The organism is Brevibacillus fortis, from assembly GCF_046196545.1.
Taxonomy (GTDB): domain Bacteria; phylum Bacillota; class Bacilli; order Brevibacillales; family Brevibacillaceae; genus Brevibacillus; species Brevibacillus fortis_A.
The window spans coordinates 3,191,936-3,210,670 of the sequence record NZ_CP176370.1; the positions used below are offsets into that span (position 1 = coordinate 3,191,936).

Here is an 18,735-nt window from a genome sequence, read left to right on the forward strand (position 1 = left end):
TATGGGAGTGGGCAGGAGAAGATGAATAACATTGAAACGTATTATCCCGTTACTCCTTTGCAGCAGGGTCTCATTTTCCACAGCTTGTTGGAACCAGAGTCCGGAGCCTATATCGTACAGATGGGGTTGAAGCTGCAAGGTCCCTTGAACATTCCGTTATTCGAACAGGCATGGCAATGCCTCGTAGACAGACACGCTATTTTTCGCACCAAGTTTATTGGCGGTAAAGTAAAAGAATACGTCCAGGTTGTCTTGAAAGAGTTGAAGGTTTCCCTGGTGGAACATGACATTATTCATCTTTCCTCCTCCGAACAAGAAGCGTTTCTTCATACCTTTACCAAAGATGATCGAAAACGTGGTTTCAATATCGAAGAAGCGCCGTTGATGAGATTAAATCTGTTCCGTTTGAGTAGCAATACCTTTCATTTTTCGTGGACTTTGCACCACGTGCTGATAGATGGATGGAGTATGCCGCTAGTCTTCGGGGAAGTGTTTGCGGCGTACAACATGCTATGCAAAGGGCAGCCTGTACAACTTCCCCTGGTTAAATCTTACCGGGACTACATCGTCTGGCTGAAAAAGCAGGACTTGAAGCAAGCGGAGGCGTTTTGGCGCACGTATCTACAGGGCTTTACGGAAGCCACGCCACTTTCATTCGGTCGAGCTTATAAAAATCCGTACCTTGATCAGAAAAATTATCGGGAGCTAGATCTGACCGTTTCCGAGGCAATCTCCAAATCATTACAGACATTGGCTCGTCAACATCGCCTAACGGTCAACACGATTGTGCAAGGCGCATGGGCACTGCTGTTGAATCGCTACAGTGGACAGGACGACATTATTTTCGGTGCCACTGTATCCGGACGTCCTGCCGATTTGCCTGGAGTCGAGACGATGATTGGTCTGTTTATTAATACACTCCCTGTCCGCGTGCAGGTAAAAGCGGAGGAGAGCGTAATCAATTGGCTCAAATCTCTGCAACAACAGCAAGCTGACTTCCGCCAGTACGAATATACCCCACTAGTGGAAATCCAAGGCTGGAGCGGCTTACCGCGTGGACAATCCCTTTTTGAGAGCATTCTCGTCTTTGAAAATACTCCTGTCGGTAATTCTAGCGGCGGTAGTGGAGAGAGTGAGCTTTCAATAGTGGATGTACATTCCGAGGAGCAAACCAATTATCCATTTACTCTGGTTGCGGCCTCCGGCAAAACAATCGACATCAAAGTCAAATTTGATGAAAGTCAGTTTGAGCTTCCATCTATTGAGCGCGTTCTTGATCAGCTTCATTCTCTACTAATCTCCATCGCGAAAAACGCCAAGCAACGGATTGGCGACCTTTCTATGATCAGCGAAAACGAGCGTGAACAGGTTCTCGTTCAGTGGAACCAGACGGCGGAGGAATACCCGAGCAGCCTGTGCGTTCATCAGGCGTTTGAACAACAAGTAGAGAAATCATCAGATGCGATTGCCGTTACCTATAAAAACGTAGAGCTTACCTACAAGGAACTAAACGAGCGGGCAAACCAACTGGCCCATCAGCTCGTAAGCAAAGGGGTAAAACCGGATACACTCGTCGGCATATGCGTGCATCGTTCCCCTGAGATGATCATCAGTATACTCGGCGTTTTAAAATCGGGAGCTGCCTACGTACCGATTGACCCGGCTTACCCGCAAGAACGCATCGCCTATATGATCGAGGATTCACAAACAAATGTGTTGCTGACCCAGCAGTCTCTCATGGACATCTTGCCAGCGACACAGGCGAATGTCATTTGTATAGACAGCAATCATGTAACGAATGAGCCTATCGCCAACGTTGCGTGCAAGGTCACAGAACATAATCTTGCCTACGTAATCTATACGTCTGGTTCAACAGGACAGCCAAAAGGGGTAATGGTAGAGCACCACAGTGTGATAAACATGGCTCGTGCCTTGATCAATGCGTTTGATATTCAACCAACGAGTCGTGTTCTGCAATTTACCTCGTTTAGCTTCGACGTATCGGTATCCGAGATTGTGATGGCCTTACTCGCTGGTGCGACGCTCGTGATCGAGGATCGAGAGTCCCTTTTGCCAGGCCCTGAGCTGATCCAAGTTTTGCAAGAACAACGCATTACCACCGTATCCATGGTTTCTTCCGTACTGGCAGCACTGCCTGAAGCTGACCTGCCTGATCTAAGAACCTTAATTGTAGGCGGAGAAGCTCCGAGCCGTGAACTTGTAGCACGTTATGCGGCGAATCGCCAGTTCTTCAACTGCTATGGTCCAACGGAAGCAACGGTCTGCTCCACGATGATGCGTTGCGAGGCTGGAATGAGCAATCCGCCTATCGGTCGGCCAATTGCCAACGCGACGATGTACGTTCTGGATGCAAATAGGCAGCCTGTGCCTATCGGCGTACCAGGTGAACTGTATATCGGAGGAAAGGGCTTAGCTCGCGGCTACTGGAATCGTCCAGAACAAACAGAAGAGCGCTTTGTCACTCATCCGTTCGGCAAAGAAGGAGAGCTACTCTATCGGACGGGCGACCTGGTTCGCTATCTGGAAGACGGCAACCTCGAATTCCTTGGACGTATGGACGATCAAGTCAAAATTCGCGGTTACCGCATTGAATTGGGTGAGATTGAGAATTCGCTCAGACAGCATCCTGCCGTCCATGAAGCTGTGGTCATCGTCCGTGAAGAAAAAGCGGGAGGCAAACGCTTGGCCGCTTATCTGGTAGCATCGGGAGACAAACCAACCGCGGAGGAGCTCGTTCCTTTCCTGAAAGAATCGTTGCCGGAATACATGATACCAGCAGGCTTTGTATGGCTAGAGACTATTCCGCTCACGGTTAATGGAAAAGTAGACCGACGAGCACTACCCGTACCAGATTGGGGACAACTTTCCTCGCAGCGTCATTATGTTGCCCCCCGTACTCCTACAGAAGAGCTGGTAGCCAACATCTGGTCGCAGGTTCTCTCGGTAGAACGAGTCGGTAGCTACGACGATTTCTTTGAGCTTGGAGGCCATTCTCTTTTGGCTACGCAAACTATCTCCCGCTTAAAAGAAGCGTTTCACATAGATTTACCGCTCCGTGCTTTATTTGAATATTCGACAGTCAATAGACTCAGCGAATTGATTGTATCCATGAACGAGGACCAATCTGGACTCTCTAGCATTCCGCTCGTACCCGTTTCACGTGATCGACATTTGCCGCTTTCCTTTGCACAGCAGCGCTTATGGTTCTTTGACCGCTTGATGCCAAACAGTGCGCTCTACAACATCCCAACAGCCGTTCGCTTGCAAGGAGAGCTAAACATTGAAGCGCTCGAGCAAAGTTTGCAGATGATTATCAGCCGTCACGAGAGCTTGCGTACAACGTTCTCGGACATCAACGGGGAAGCCGTTCAGGTGATTCATCCAGAGGTTGAGTGGAAACTGAACAGAATGGATATCCGAGAGCTGCTAGATGATAGACGAGACGAAGAAGGACAACGCTTGACCAAAGAAGATGCGAACAAGCCGTTTGACCTCGTCACAGGACCACTCATGCGTGCGACGATTATTCAAACAGGAGAGCAGGATTTCATCTTCCTGCTGAACGTTCACCATATTATCGCCGATGGTTGGTCAGCGGGTGTTTTACTCAGCGAATTATTTACCTGCTATCACGCATTTAGCAAATCAGAAGTACCGCAACTTACCAACCTGCCTATACAATACGCAGATTATGCGGCATGGCAGCGCGAATGGCTTACAGGAGACGTATTGGAAAAACAACTGTCCTACTGGCGTGCAAAGCTGGGTGGAGCAGAACCGCTTCTCGCCTTGCCAACAGATCGTCCCCGTCCTGCTGTTCAGTCCTATGAAGGAAGCAGCATCACACTGATGTTTGACAAAGAATTGATGACGAATCTGCTTTCCTTGAGCAAACGCGAAGGTACGACGCTGTTTATGACGTTGCTCGCCGCATTCCAAGTATTTCTGTATCGATATACAGGACAAGACGACATCCTCGTCGGTACTCCTGTAGCAGGACGCGGTCACCAAGAGACAGAAGGATTAATTGGATTTTTCATCAACACATTGGCGATGCGAACGGATTTGGCAGGCGATCCTAGCTTCAGAGAGGTACTTAGCCGTGTCCGAGAAACAGCCTTGGGAGCCTATTCCCATCAAGATCTACCTTTTGAAAAGCTCGTAGACGAGTTGCAATTAGAGCGCAGTCTCAGCTACTCACCCTTGTTCCAAGTGATGTTCGTTCTGCAAAATATTCCGGTTCAGGTAGAAGCACTTGACGGGATTCGCATTTTGCCACCAAAAGGTAGTCAACAGGTAGAGACAACCAAGTTTGATCTCACTTTGACGATGGCAGAGACGGTAGACGGCCTGTCCGCTACATTTGAGTACAACACATCTCTATTTAATGAGAACACAGTAGAACGAATGATCGAACACTTTACCCAGCTGCTCAAAGCCGTTGCTGCCAACGCAAATCAAGCCATCACCGCTCTACAACTGATGGGAGAAACGGAGCAGCAGCAGGTCGTATCTGAATGGAACAACACCGTAGTTGCCTACTCCAAGGATCATTGCGTGCATGAACTGGTGGATCAGGTCGCTCATGAAATGCCTAACCAGCCGGCTGTTCTCACACGCGACCAATCCATTACCTATGCGAAATTGAATGCCAAAGCGAATCAACTGGCGCATTATCTGCAGAAACAGGGAATCGGCCAGGAAAATCTGGTAGGGATCTGCGTTGAACGCTCTGTCGAGATGCTAATTGGTCAACTGGCTATCATGAAAGCTGGCGGTGCATACGTACCAATGGACCCAGCGTATCCCAAGGATCGTCTCGCCTTCATGATGCAGGATGCAGGCATGTCGATTGTACTTACACAAGCCAGACTCGCAGAAAAACTCCCTGCGGGTACGAGCCAATTGATTTGCCTAGATTCAGACTGGGAGTCGATCGCCCAAGAAAGTACGACGACTCCCATGAACTTGACTACAACGAACCAGCTTGCTTACGTCATCTACACATCTGGTTCGACAGGTACGCCAAAAGGGGTTGAGATCGAGCACGCCGCGCTTCTCAATCTAATTTCTTGGCATCAACGAGTATATGATGTCACGTCCGCTGATCGAGCATCGCAGATCTCCGGGACGGCATTTGACGCATCTGTATGGGAAATTTGGCCTTATTTAACAAAAGGAGCCACACTTTATTTGCCAGAAGAGGAAATCCGTCTCGTACCGGAAAAACTCCGTGATTGGCTTATCCATTCTGAGATCACCATCAGCTTTTTGCCGACGCCTTTAACAGAGAGCTTACTTGCTCTGGATTGGCCGAGCCATACCAAGCTTCGTTACATGCTGACAGGAGGAGACAAGCTCCATCACTATCCAAGTGCGAATCTGCCGTTTACGCTGGTGAACCAATACGGTCCAACCGAAAACGCAGTAGTTGCAACAGCGGGTATCGTTCCGGTAGGGGTAGGACAAAGCTTTGCACCATCCATTGGACGTCCTATTGACAACGTGCAAGTCTATATTCTCGATGCTCGTATGCAGCCTGTTCCCGTAGGAGTCACTGGTGAGCTATACATTGGTGGAAGTTCCTTGGCGCGCGGCTATCTGAACCGTCCCGAACTGACACAAGAGCGCTTTGTCACCCATCCTTTTAGCGAAATAGAAGGAGCACGCCTCTACCGTACAGGGGACTTGGTGCGCTACCTGCCGGACAGTAACATTGAGTTCATCGGTCGTGCAGATGATCAGACGAGTATACGCGGATTCCGCGTCGAACTGGGGGAAGTAGAAACAGCCATTCTCGCTCACCCTGCGGTAAAAGAAGCAGTGGTCACTGTCTGCACGGATCAACAAGGAACGAAGCGTCTTACTTCCTACCTGGTTTTAGAAGAGGACACGGAGATTGTCACAAGTGACATCCGCAAAGCGCTAAAGGAAGTACTGCCTGATTACATGGTTCCTGCATTTTTCATCCCGTTAGATTATCTGCCGCTCACACCAAACGGAAAGGTAGATCGTAAAAATTTGCCTGCACCTGATTTCAATCGTCCTGAGTTGGAAGGAAAATTTGTCACACCAACTACGGAGAAGGAGCAACAGCTTGCCGCTATATGGAAGGAAGTTCTCGGTATTGACCAAATTGGCATACACGATAATTTCTTCGAGCTTGGCGGTGATTCGATTCTCAGTATCCAGATTGTGTCACGGGCCAATCAATCAGGTCTAAGGCTCACTCCGAAGCAATTATTCGAGTACCAAACCATCGCTGAATTAGCAGAGGTCGTAGAGGAAAAAGAAGCGATCCTTGCTGAGCAAGGTCCTATTATCGGCGAATTGCCACTCTTGCCGATTCAAAAGTGGTTCTTCCAGCTTCCGTTGAAGAACAGACATCACTGGAATCAATCCGTGCTGCTCTCCATCCAGGCGGGCATTGATCAGGAAGCACTGAAACAAGCGGTAGGGCACTTACTCATTCAGCATGATGCTTTACGCATGCGCTATACACAGACAGAGTTCGGCTGGAAGCAAGAGATGGATGCGCCAAGGGATACGATTCCGTTCCGGATTGAAAATCTGTCCCACCTTACACCGGATGAACAATTCAAGACCATCGAAAAGATTGCAGATGAGACGCAGGCAAGTCTGAATTTGTTTGAAGGGCATGTGGTTCAGTCCATTTATTTCGATTTGGGTCAAGACCAACCCAATCGTCTGTTGATCGTCGCCCATCACTTAGTCATAGACGGGGTATCGTGGCGCATCATTCTCGAGGACTTGCAAAACGCATACCAACAAATTGCCGCAGGGCAAGAGGTGAAACTACCAGCGAAAACGACATCCTACAAAGAATGGGCGGATGAACTGGAGCGCTACGCGAATTCAGATGCTTTGGAAAACGAAAAAAGATACTGGATGACCAAATCCTCTGTCGATTCAGCCCAACTACCTGTGGACGTGACAGATGATGGGGAAAACACAGAAGCAACGACAAAGTCCGTGAGCTTTACATTGACCAGCGAAGAAACCAAAGCACTCTTGCAAAACGTACCGCAGGCATACCGCACTCAGATCAATGACGTCCTGCTGACCGCTTTGGCGAAGTCACTTAGTCGGTGGACGGGTAATCGATCTGTGTTCGTAAACGTAGAAGGGCATGGCCGTGAAGAATTGTCAGAGAGAATCGATCTGTCCCGTACCATCGGCTGGTTCACCAGCATGTATCCAGTGCACCTTCAGTGGGACGAAACATTCTCCGTAGGAAAAGCACTTTTGACGACCAAAGAAGAACTGCGTGCGATCCCAAACAAAGGGCTTGGTTACGGCGTTCTTCGTTACCTGAATGCGGATCAGAATATTGTCGATGAAATTTCCCACATTCAAGCACAAGTGCTGTTCAACTACATGGGCAAAATCGATCAGATTGTCGATGGCGATTCCTTATTTGGCTGGGCACCTGAGTCCAGCGGTTCCAACCTTAGCCCGGCCGCTGGGCGACACCACCTGATCGATGTAAATAGTGTCGTTGCAGGGGAACAACTGCATGTGACCTGGCGATACAGTGAGAAGATTCATCTAGAGAGCACGATTACAGCAGTCGCGAAGGACTTTATGGATGCGCTTCGTGAGATTATTGCCCATTGTGCGACAGAGGAAGCTGGCGGTTACTCACCATCCGATTTTCCTCTGGCAGAATTGGATCAGAAGAACATCGACAAACACATCGGTTCTGACCGACATATCGAGGATATCTATACACTTTCTCCGCTCCAACAGGGAATGCTGTTCCACTCACTGTATGCGAGCGACAGCGGGGATTACGTCGTACAATTTGCCATTCATTTTAAGAACCTGAATGTACCGGTATTCGAGCAAGCATGGCAAAAAGTGATGGACCGCCATTCCATTCTAAGAACGCACTTCGTCTGGGAAGGTTTGAATCAATCACACCAAATTGTTCGCAAAGAGGTGAACGTAACTCTCCGTCAGGAAGATTGGCGCCATTTGCATTCGGATGTACAGGATGAGATGTTTACCGCTTTTCTAGAGGAAGACCGTAGACGAAGCTTCGATATTACACATGTACCTTTGTCACGATGGGTTGTCTTCCGAACAGGAGAAGAAACGTATCGCTTCGTGTGGAGCTTCCATCACGTTCTACTTGATGGTTGGAGCGTTCCTTTGGTACTGAATGAACTGTTTGCCTATTATGCCTCGATCAGCGAAGGACAAGAAGTCAAGCTTGGACATCCTCAGCCGTTTTCCCAGTACATTGCTTGGTTGAAACGTCAGGATATGCAGGAAGCCAAGCGATTCTGGGTCAACCAGCTAAAAGGCTTCCACGAACCAACCACCTTGGGAATGAGCAAAACAGTAGTCGCCGCGGGACCGAAGCAGTACGAAGAGAAGAGCATCCTCCTATCAGAGGAAACAAGCGAGCACTTGCAAAAATTCGTACGCGAACACCAGTTAACACTCAATACCTTGGTACAAGCGGCGTGGGGCTGGATTCTGGGAAGCTACAGCGGGGAAGAGGAAGTCATTTTTGGTGCGACAGGCTCAGGTCGTCCGGCAGACCTCTCCAATGTTGAGACGATCGTAGGCTCCTTCATCAATACCTTACCTGTTCGGATATCATTGCAGACAAACGGCACCGTGCTAGAGTGGCTGAGAGACTTGCAGCACAAACAGTTAGAGATACGCCAATATGAATACACCCCGCTGTTCGACATCCAAGGATGGAGCGAACTGCCGCGTGGATCTGCCCTGTTTGAATCGATACTCGTATTTGAGAACTATCCGGCTGTACAAGCAGCAGGGCAAGAAACAGACGAGTCCAATACAGCTTCGTCCAGTGTTTCTTTGGAAATTCACGACGTAGCAGCTGTCGAACAAACGAATTATCCACTTACCTTGGTGGCAGCACCAGGCAAACAAGTGGCAATCAAGCTCAAGTATGAACAAAACCGTTTTGATGACACGATGATCGACCGGGTCTTGAACCAAATTACCCAACTCATGTTCACTATGAGCAAGTCTCCGGAAATGCATCTGAGTGACGTGACGTTGATTGATGAGATCGAGCGCGAGCAGGTACTCATCGATTGGAATCGCACGGAGAAGGAGTATCCACGAGATCTTTGCATCCATCAGGCATTTGAACAACAAGTCGCGAAAACTCCTGAAAATATTGCACTTGAGTATAAACAACAAGCCTTGACTTATGCGGAACTGAACCAAAGAGCCAACCAGTTAGCGCATCTGCTTCTCGGAAAAGGAGTGCAGCCTGATACGACTGTTGCCATCTGCGTGGAGCGCTCCATGGAAATGATCATTGGCATTCTTGGTGTGTTAAAAGCGGGAGCAGCCTATGTACCGGTTGATCCAGCTCATCCCGAAGAAAGAATGGCCTTCATGCTGGAAGATTCACAAGCAACTGTCGTACTGACACAAGCGAGACTTGCAGAGCCATTCACAAAGTCGAAAGCGAGCGTCATCTGCCTGGATGAAGCTCTGTGCTACGAGCAGATGTCCGTAGAAAACGCACAAAGCGGTGCAGTATCAACCAATCTCGCCTATCTCATCTACACATCCGGTACCACTGGATTGCCGAAAGGGGTAGCGGTTGAGCATCGCAGTGTGATGAATATGGTGCAGGCTTACATGAATTACTTCGACATAAACGAATCCAGCCGTGTCCTGCAATTTACGTCATTTGGCTTCGACGTTTCCATTTCCGAGATTCTACAGGCTCTGCTCTCTGGAGGAACGTTAGTCATCGAAGATCGTGAGTCTTTGTTACCAGGCCCAGACCTCGTTCGCACCCTTCGTGAACGTCGCATCAGCAAGGTATCGATGGCATCTTCGGTACTCGCATCATTACCTGTTGAAGAGTACCCGGATCTGGTCTGCCTTGAGGTGGGAGGAGACGCATGCAGCCGTGAATTGGTTGCCCACTATGCAAAAGGACGAAAATTTTATAACTGCTACGGACCGACGGAAGCAACAGTTGGTACGGTCATCGCTCTTTTAACGGATGCTGACAATGCGCTGACTATTGGTCGTCCATTCCCGAATACCAAGCTGTACGTGTTAGATCGAAACCTTCAGCCAGTCCCTATCGGTGTTCCAGGAGAGCTGTACATTGGTGGCGAGAGTCTTTCGCGTGGTTATTGGAATCGTCCAGAGCTTACAGCAGAGCGTTTTATTCCGAATCCATTCGGTCAACCGGGAGAACGACTCTATCGAACAGGCGACCTCGTTCGTTATTTGCCAGATGGCAACGTGGACTACATCGGCCGTGTCGACGATCAGGTTAAAATCCGTGGGTTCCGTATCGAGTTAGGCGAAATTGCAGAGGCATTGAGACAACATGCAGCAATCAAAGAAGCAGTCGTCATTGCGCGAGAAGCTAGACCTGGTGACAAACGATTGGTAGCGTATCTGACCAATGCTTTGGAGCAGGAGACGTCTATAGACGAAATCAAGCTCTGGCTCAAAGAGAAACTTCCCGAGTACATGATCCCGACGCATTTCATGTGGCTTCCGGAAATTCGACTTACGGTCAACGGAAAAATTGACCGCAAAGCATTACCTACGCCAGATTGGGGCCAGCTTACAGCCGTATATGTCGCTCCACGTACCCCAGTGGAAGAAATGGTCGCCAACGTCTTTGCTGAAATCCTCTCCATAGAGAAAGTGGGCGTACATGACAACTTTTTCGAATTAGGCGGACACTCCCTGCTCGCAACGCAGACAGTTTCTCGCCTGCGGGAAATCTTTGGGGTAGAGCTGCAAATTCGTACGTTGTTTGAATACCCAACAGTCGAAGGGCTAAGTGAACAGCTGGTTTTGCTCACCAAGCAAACATCCATCAAGATGGCTCCACCGATTGTGAAAGTATCTCGCAAAGAACCGCTCCCATTGTCATTTACCCAGCAGCGTTTGTGGTTCCTGGAGCAGTTCACGCAAGGAAGCTCGGTAAACAATATTCCATCCTTCCTACGTATCCAAGGAGATCTCAACATATTCGCGTGGGAAGAAAGCTTGAAAGGCATCATACAGCGTCACGAAAGCTTGCGTACTCGCTTTGAGGTTCGTGACGGACGACCTGTTCAAGTGATTCACCCAGAGGACGATTGGGTAATGAACCAAACCGATCTGCGGGCTATGGCCCCTGCTGAACAGGAAGCAGAAGTGAAACGCCTTGCCGAAGAGGCCACACTCGAGCCATTTGACCTGACCAAAGGTCCGTTGCTCCGTGCAAATCTGGTTCAGCTCGACGAAAAAGACTTTGTGTTCCTGTTCGTGATGCACCACATTGCGGCAGACGGTTGGTCGATGGGAATTTTGATGAGCGAATTAATGACCAATTACAAAGCGTTTAGTCAAGGAGTGGCATCGCCACTTCCGGAATTGCCGATCCAATATGCAGATTTTGCCGTCTGGCAGCGTGAATGGTTAAGTGGAGAGGTTCTTGATGGACAGCTCGAGTACTGGAGAGAAAAACTCAAGGGCTCAGAACCATTACTGCAACTGCCAACCGATCGACCGCGCCCACCTGTACAGACATACGAAGGAGAGAAGCTCTCCATTCAGTTTGGAGCCGACCTCTTGGAAGAATTGCGTAATCTGAGCGGAAAAGAAACGACTACACTCTTCATGACATTGGTTGCAGCCTTCCAAACTCTGTTGTACCGCTATACGAATCAAGAAGATATTCTTGTCGGAACTCCGATTGCGGGACGTAACAAACAAGAGACGGAGCAGTTGATCGGTTACTTCATCAATACACTCGTTTTACGCACAGATATGTCAGGTCAGCCAAGTTTCCGCGAATTGCTTGCACGCGTTCGTGAAACAGCTCTGGGAGCTTATGCACACCAAGACGTTCCGTTTGAAAAATTGTTAGATGAACTGCAGCTGGAGCGTAGCATGAGCTACTCGCCACTATTCCAGGTGATGTTTATTTTGCAAAACATCCCGATGCAGGTAGATCCTGTTACTGATATTCAGATAAGCAGCTACGACGTCGGCGCGGAGGCCGTCACCTCGAAGTTCGATTTGACGGTGACCATGCTGGAGACATCAGACGGTCTCATCGCTACCTTGGAGTACAACAAGGCGTTGTTTGATCACAGTACGATCGTTCGAATGGTTGATCATTTCCACAAGCTTCTGGAAGAAATCATTGCCAACCCGGATCAGCCAATCACCTTGCTACCGCTCATGCGTGAGGAAGAAGAGCAACGCCTCATCACCGAATGGAATCGTACAGAAGCGCCGTACTCGAAAGAAAAATGCGTTTATGAAATGATTGAGGACATGGTGGCGAAAGTACCGGACAACATCGCTCTCATTGTAGGAGATCAAACGATTACCTATAGGGAGTTGAACAGACAAGCGAACAAGCTGGCGCATTATTTACGCAAGCAAGGAGTAGGACCCGAAGTGCTCGTCGGTGTATGCGCACAACGGACAACCGAGATGATTATTGGACTTTTGGCCATTATGAAAGCTGGCGGCGCCTATGTGCCAATCGACCCAAGCTATCCGGCAGACCGCATTGCCTACATCATCGAACACTCACAGGTTCCAGTCCTATTAACGCAAGAAAATCTGCTGCCAACTCTGCCTGAGCACCATGCCAAAGTGATTTGCCTCGATAATGATTGGGAAGCAGTTGCCGACGAAAGCGAGGAGAACCTGACCAAGCTGGGGACTTCCGACAATTTGATCTATGTCATCTACACGTCAGGTTCTACAGGCAATCCAAAAGGTGTGGCACTCGAACATCGTAGTGTCATCTACTTCCTATCGTGGGCACACGACACATTCACTCCAGAGGAGATGAGCGGCGTACTGTTCTCTACGTCAATCTGCTTTGACTTGTCTGTCTACGAAATGTTCGCAACATTGACCATGGGTGGCAAAGTTATCATGGCGGAAAATGCATTACAATTGCCAGCCTTGCCAGCAGCCAATCAGGTGACATTGATCAATACCGTACCGTCAGCAGCGATGGAGCTTGTGCGTATGAACGGTATTCCAGCGTCGGTGCGCGTCATAAACCTATGCGGTGAACCACTTTCTAACAAGCTGGCGCAAGAATTGTACACCTTTGAAAACGTAGAAAAAGTCTTTAATCTCTACGGACCGACAGAGGACACCGTTTACTCTACTCACTCCATTGTGAAAAAAGGAGCCATCAACGAACCACTGATCGGACGACCGCAGTTCAATACACAAGTATTTGTATTAGATAGCCATCGCAAACCAGTTCCGGTAGGCGTGCCGGGAGAATTGTACCTCAGTGGATCAGGCTTAGCACGCGGCTATCTCCACCGCGCCGATCTGACCATGGAACGCTTTGTGCAAAATCCGTTCCGTGAGCCAGGAGAGAGAATGTACCGGACTGGAGATCTCGTACGCTACTTGCCAGATGGGAATCTTCAGTTTATGGGACGTGTTGATTACCAGGTTAAAATCCGCGGCTACCGCATCGAGCTGGGCGAAATCGAATCTGTTCTGAGACGCCACCCTGATGTCAAGGAAGTCGTGCTGGTTGCTCGTGAAGACAGAGAAGGAGACAAACGTCTGGTAGCGTACATCGTGTTCGAAGAGAATCACACAAGTACGTCTAATGACCTGAATCACTTCCTGACCGACAAGCTTCCAGCCTATATGATCCCGCAACACTTTATGATCATGGAGAGCTTACCGAAGACGCCAAACGGTAAACTGGATCGCAAAGCGCTACCGAAGCCGGAATACGACCGCTCTGAATCAGGCGTCGAATACGTAGCGCCGCAAACGCCAGTCGAGATCATGTTGCATACACACTGGGTCGCTGTACTGGAAATGGACAAAATCGGCGTGCATGACAACTTCTTTGAGGTTGGCGGTCACTCATTGCTCGCTACCCAGCTTATCTTCAAGATTCGCGAAGAGCTACAGCTTGAGGTACCGCTGCGAATCCTGTTCGAGACCCCGACGATTGCGGGTATGGCCAAGACCATCGAGGAAATTCTCAAACACGGTCTTTCCGCTGTTTCCCATGACATCGACGCAAAGGATCTCAAGGATGAAGTCGTACTCGATCCAGCGATTCAGCCTGAACATCCGTACGTAGGTGATCCAAGCCAGTTCCAAGCGGCATTGTTGACAGGAGCCACTGGTTTCCTTGGTGCTTTCTTGTTGCGTGACCTCCTACAGATGACAAACGCTGACATTTACTGCCTCGTTCGAGCTTCTGACGAAGAGGAAGGAATGGCACGACTACGCAAAACATTAGAGCTATACGAGTTATGGAATGAGGAGCAGGCGCATCGGATCATTCCTGTAATTGGTGATTTGGCACAGCCACGACTCAATTTGTCCGACGATCAGTTTTTCGAGCTGGCGGAAAAAGTGGATGTGCTCTACCACAACGGTGCTCTCGTTAACTTTGTCTATCCGTACGCAGCTCTGAAGAAAGCAAACGTAAAAGGGACTGAGGAAATCCTCCGCCTTGCTGTAGCCAAAAAGACCAAGCCTGTGCATTTCGTCTCAACGATTTTCACGTTTGCATCCGACGAAACGGAAGAATCCATGGCCTTCCGCGAAGAGGACATGCCAGAGAACAGTCGCGTCCTCACTTCCGGTTATACACAGAGCAAGTGGGTAGCCGAGCATCTCGTCAATCTCGCGCGCGAACGCGGCATTCCAGCAGCGATATACCGTTGCGGACGGATGACTGGGGATAGCGAAACAGGAGCATGCCAGAAGGACGACCTGATGTGGAGAATTGCAGCAGGGATTATCGATTTGGGCAAAGCTCCTGACATGAGCGGCGATCTGGACATGATGCCAGTTGATTTTGCAAGTAAAGGAATCGTTCATCTCTCCATGACCGAGCAGAGCTTGAGCGAAAACTTCCACTTGCTTAACCCGAACGCAACCGATTACGAAGACCTGATTTCAGCGATTGAAAACAGAGGATTTGTTTTGGAACGAGTCACCATGGATGAGTGGATTGAAGCGGTGCAAGAAGATGCGAAAGAAAAAGGCAATGAGGCCAATTCAGCCGCTCCACTCGGCAACCTGTTCACAGACGGCCACACTAGCAGAGGAAGTGTAGTCTATGTAGGCAATAAAACGACTCGTTTGCTGCGCCAAAACGACATTGAATGCGCGGAAATCGACGAGGATGTTTTTGGTAGAGTCCTTGATTACTTTATCAGAAGCGGCCAACTAAAATTACCGGAACAAGCTTTACAATAAAAAAATTAAAGCCCATCCGTCACCTCATTTCATGGTGGCGGGTGGGAAAATAATCAAAATAATGATAAACTTTATAATAACTATAAAAATTGGAGGTTTTATCCATGCCATTTGACATTCAGCTACTTGGACCTATTATTGCTATTCAATTGATCTTAGCAGTTATTGCATTAATCGACTTGGCTCGACGTGAAGCGTACCGAGTTGCAGGTGGAAAAAAATGGCCGTGGGCTCTCGGCATTATCTTTATAAACACCTTGGGTCCGATCGTGTATTTCTTTGTAGGCAGAAAAGACTAGCTCAAGAGAACCGAGGAAAGGGTTGACATTCTTTGCGAGTTATTGAATGTGAAGGCCTCACAAAGGAATATAAAGACCATAAAGCGTTAAAGAACGTAACCTTTTCCGTCGATGGCATCGGTTGTGTCGGTTTTCTTGGGGGGAATGGTGCCGGGAAAACGACGACTATCCGCATCCTTACCGGATTGGCTGCACCGACCAAAGGAAAAGTGAGAGTAGTAGGCTACGACGTCGTGACCGACCGCAATAAAGTCACAAGTGAAGTAGGGTATTGTCCACAAATCCCAGCCTTTTACAACTACATGACAGCGACAGAGTGGATGCATTGGGTAGGTAGACTTTATGGATTGGACAAGCGCACTATTACGCAGCGGACCGATGAACTCTTGGAGTTATGCGGAATCAATGAGGCGAGGAACCGCCCAATAAGCGGTTATAGCGGAGGGATGAAACAGCGTCTGGGGATTGCCCAGGCGCTCATCCACAACCCCAAGCTACTCGTCTTGGACGAGCCAGTTTCCGCGCTCGACCCCATGGGCAGATATGACGTCTTATTGCTAATCGAAAAGTTGAAGCAACATATGACTGTCTTCATGTCGACTCACATTTTGGATGACATCGAAAGAATCGCAGACCATATCGTCATCATCAAGGACGGTACGGTGGTGCTGTCGACAAGTTTGGATCAGCTACGAGCAGACCATGTGGAGCCACTGATTGAGTTCAAGCTTGATCAACAAGACATCGATTTAACCGATGTCTTGAATGGGCTAACCTGGATCAGGGAATGGAAACTAGACGGCGGTATTTACAAAGTTCTTACCGATGACATGGAAAAAGCCAAGGCACTCCTGCCTCACATTCTTCTGGAATCTGGCGGGACACTGGAGTATTATCGCTTGTCCGCATCGACCCTCGAAGATATTTTCCTAAAGGTTGTGAATGACTGATGACTTCCCACCCAATGATCAGAAAAGAATTTAATGAATTGGTCAAAACCTACAAGATTCTCATCGTCCCGATTGTGTTTATTGCTCTAATGATTACACAGCCGATTACGATGAAAATGCTCCCGGATATTTTGGCCAATTCCACTGGGCTGCCGGAAGGGGCAGTCATCAAAATTCCAACCCCATCTGCTCCGGAAGTACTCTCGACGGCGATTAGCAAATTCAGCTCACTCGGTACGTTTGTGTTAATCCTTATCGTCATGGGATCCATTGCCGGAGAGAAAGCCTCTGGGGTAGCATCCATGGTTTTCGTCAAGCCAATCAGTCGAGCCAAATACTATCTCGCCAAAGCCATTACCTACTACACGTTGACAATTGCAAGCATGCTGATCGGGATGGGGATAACCGCCTACTATACAGAGATCCTTTTCGGACAACTAGATTGGACCCATGTATGGATAGGTACGTTGATGTACATACCGAATCTATTCCTTGTTGTCACAACAACTCTGTGCGCCTCCAGCTTTTTTAATAATGCTGTTGGTGCCGGTGGAGCCTCGCTGGTATTCAATATCCTGATCTTTACTGTTCCACAATTTCTCGGTAAGTTTTTGGATATGGTATCTCCTGGTGGATTGTCCAATGCGGCGATGATGATCATTCAAGAAAACTCAACTCTGGGGCAAGCAGTCATCACAGGTTTACCGGGCCTCGCAGGTGTTTTTACACTCAACATCGTGTTTTTCTTTATGGGCTGGTACTTTTTAGAACGATCAGAAATCTAGAGAGGAGGCGTAGAAATGGAACATTTTTGGCTGATCTGGTTGGTTAGTGTACTGTGCGCGCTATGCACTATACCGATTCAATCCAACACGATTCGCCAACATGTACAGCTGCAAGCCGCCATCTATCCTGGTAAAAAAGTCCCGCCTACTTCCGTCATGGTTGCGATTATGATCATTCAGAGTTGTGTATTTCTGGCTCTGGCGACTGCGATAGGCTTATGGCTCAGGCCTTCCACTGGTCTTCGACTCTGGATTCTCGATCACTGGGAGTCTGGAGCGGAGCTGCCTTTTTCCATCTGGTCGTTTTGGGCCGTATCTATTGGTTCAGGTATTGCGGTAGGTCTCATGGTAAAATGGGTGGATCGTTCTTTCTTTCAACAACACATGACCACAATAATGGGTAAAGAACCGATTTCATCTCGGTTCTTCGGCTTTCTCTCGTCTTTTTACGGAGGGGTTTGCGAAGAAGTGCTCATGCGTCTTGGGGTTATGACTGTTGTCGTATTTTTGGCACAGAAGATGGGATGGATGGGAATTTCTTATTGGCTTGGCATCTTTGTCGCCGCCATTGTTTTCGCTGTATCCCATCTCCCAACCAATTACATGACGTACGGAAAAGGCAACGTGGTCACTGTATGGACGCTGTTGCTAAACGGTATCTTGGGCATCTTGTTTGGCTTCCTATATTGGCGATACGGTTTAGAAGCTGCGATCATTAGTCATTTTAGCGCTGACATCGTGCTACATGTGATCTTCAAAAATAAAAATAGAAATAGAAAGTAGGAGAAGCATATGATAGTAGTAACAACAGAAAACATTCCAGGATATCGTGTCGTTGAAGTAAAAGGAACGACATTCGGCTTGATCGTTCGAGCACGCGGAATTGGGGGAGACATCATGGCAGGTCTTCGTTCAGTAGTTGGCGGAGAAATCAAGGAATACACGGTGCTCCTGGAGGACGCCCGCAAACAGGCGCTTGACCGCATGATTAAAAACGCAACGGCCATGGGAGCTAACGCTGTGGTAATGTGCCGTTATGACTCTGGAAATATGGGAAATATGGGTGAAGTTGTCGCGTACGGTACAGCAGTTGTCGTTGAAAAGGTGTAATGAATGATTTATGTCGTTTATTACATTGTGTTTCAGATTTTGCTTTTCATCACCTTGCTAATCATTTCGAAAATCAAGGACAAGCGACTGCACCAAGACCACGGAGAAATCGTCCCGCCCGGATTTGAGTCGACGAATGAAGTGACGATCGATCCGGTAACGCAGGAAAAGCGTCGTGTATACTTCAATCCGAAGACCGGGGATCGCTATTACAAAGTTGAAAAATAAGCGATGAGGAAGACTGTAATAGTAGATTTATAGTAGAAACGAGCCAAATCTTGTTAGATGACAAGATTTGGCTTTTGTTGTGCGCCC

The 18,735-nt window shown here is 48.5% G+C and carries 7 protein-coding genes; all 7 read left to right on the top strand.

What is annotated here, in order from left to right:
* The first annotated feature begins 21 nt into the window (after window positions 1-21).
* Complete coding sequence (lgrD, locus tag ACKKE8_RS15920; RefSeq protein WP_409178989.1) at window positions 22-15,276, top strand: linear gramicidin non-ribosomal peptide synthetase LgrD; 15,255 nt, start codon at window positions 22-24, stop codon at window positions 15,274-15,276.
* A gap of 104 nt (window positions 15,277-15,380) precedes the next feature.
* Window positions 15,381-15,575 (top strand): PLD nuclease N-terminal domain-containing protein, encoded by a 195-nt coding sequence (locus ACKKE8_RS15925; RefSeq protein WP_409178990.1) that lies wholly within the window; start codon window positions 15,381-15,383, stop codon window positions 15,573-15,575.
* 32 nt (window positions 15,576-15,607) lie between these two features.
* The gene (locus ACKKE8_RS15930; protein WP_409178991.1) at window positions 15,608-16,525 is read left to right on the top strand and encodes an ATP-binding cassette domain-containing protein; all 918 of its coding nucleotides are present in this window, start codon (window positions 15,608-15,610) and stop codon (window positions 16,523-16,525) included.
* The gene (locus ACKKE8_RS15935; protein ID WP_409178992.1) at window positions 16,525-17,310 is read left to right on the top strand and encodes an ABC transporter permease; all 786 of its coding nucleotides are present in this window, start codon (window positions 16,525-16,527) and stop codon (window positions 17,308-17,310) included. The genes ACKKE8_RS15930 and ACKKE8_RS15935 overlap by 1 nt, the downstream gene beginning before the upstream one ends.
* A 15-nt stretch (window positions 17,311-17,325) precedes the next feature.
* The gene (locus ACKKE8_RS15940; protein ID WP_409178993.1) at window positions 17,326-18,093 is read left to right on the top strand and encodes a type II CAAX prenyl endopeptidase Rce1 family protein; all 768 of its coding nucleotides are present in this window, start codon (window positions 17,326-17,328) and stop codon (window positions 18,091-18,093) included.
* A 9-nt stretch (window positions 18,094-18,102) separates the two neighbouring features.
* Window positions 18,103-18,420 (top strand): heavy metal-binding domain-containing protein, encoded by a 318-nt coding sequence (locus tag ACKKE8_RS15945; protein ID WP_007729137.1) that lies wholly within the window; start codon window positions 18,103-18,105, stop codon window positions 18,418-18,420.
* A 3-nt stretch (window positions 18,421-18,423) separates the two neighbouring features.
* Window positions 18,424-18,648 carry a hypothetical protein gene (locus tag ACKKE8_RS15950; protein WP_409178994.1) on the top strand — a complete coding sequence of 75 codons (225 nt, stop codon included), beginning with the start codon at window positions 18,424-18,426 and terminating at the stop codon, window positions 18,646-18,648.
* The last annotated feature ends 87 nt before the right edge of the window (window positions 18,649-18,735 follow it).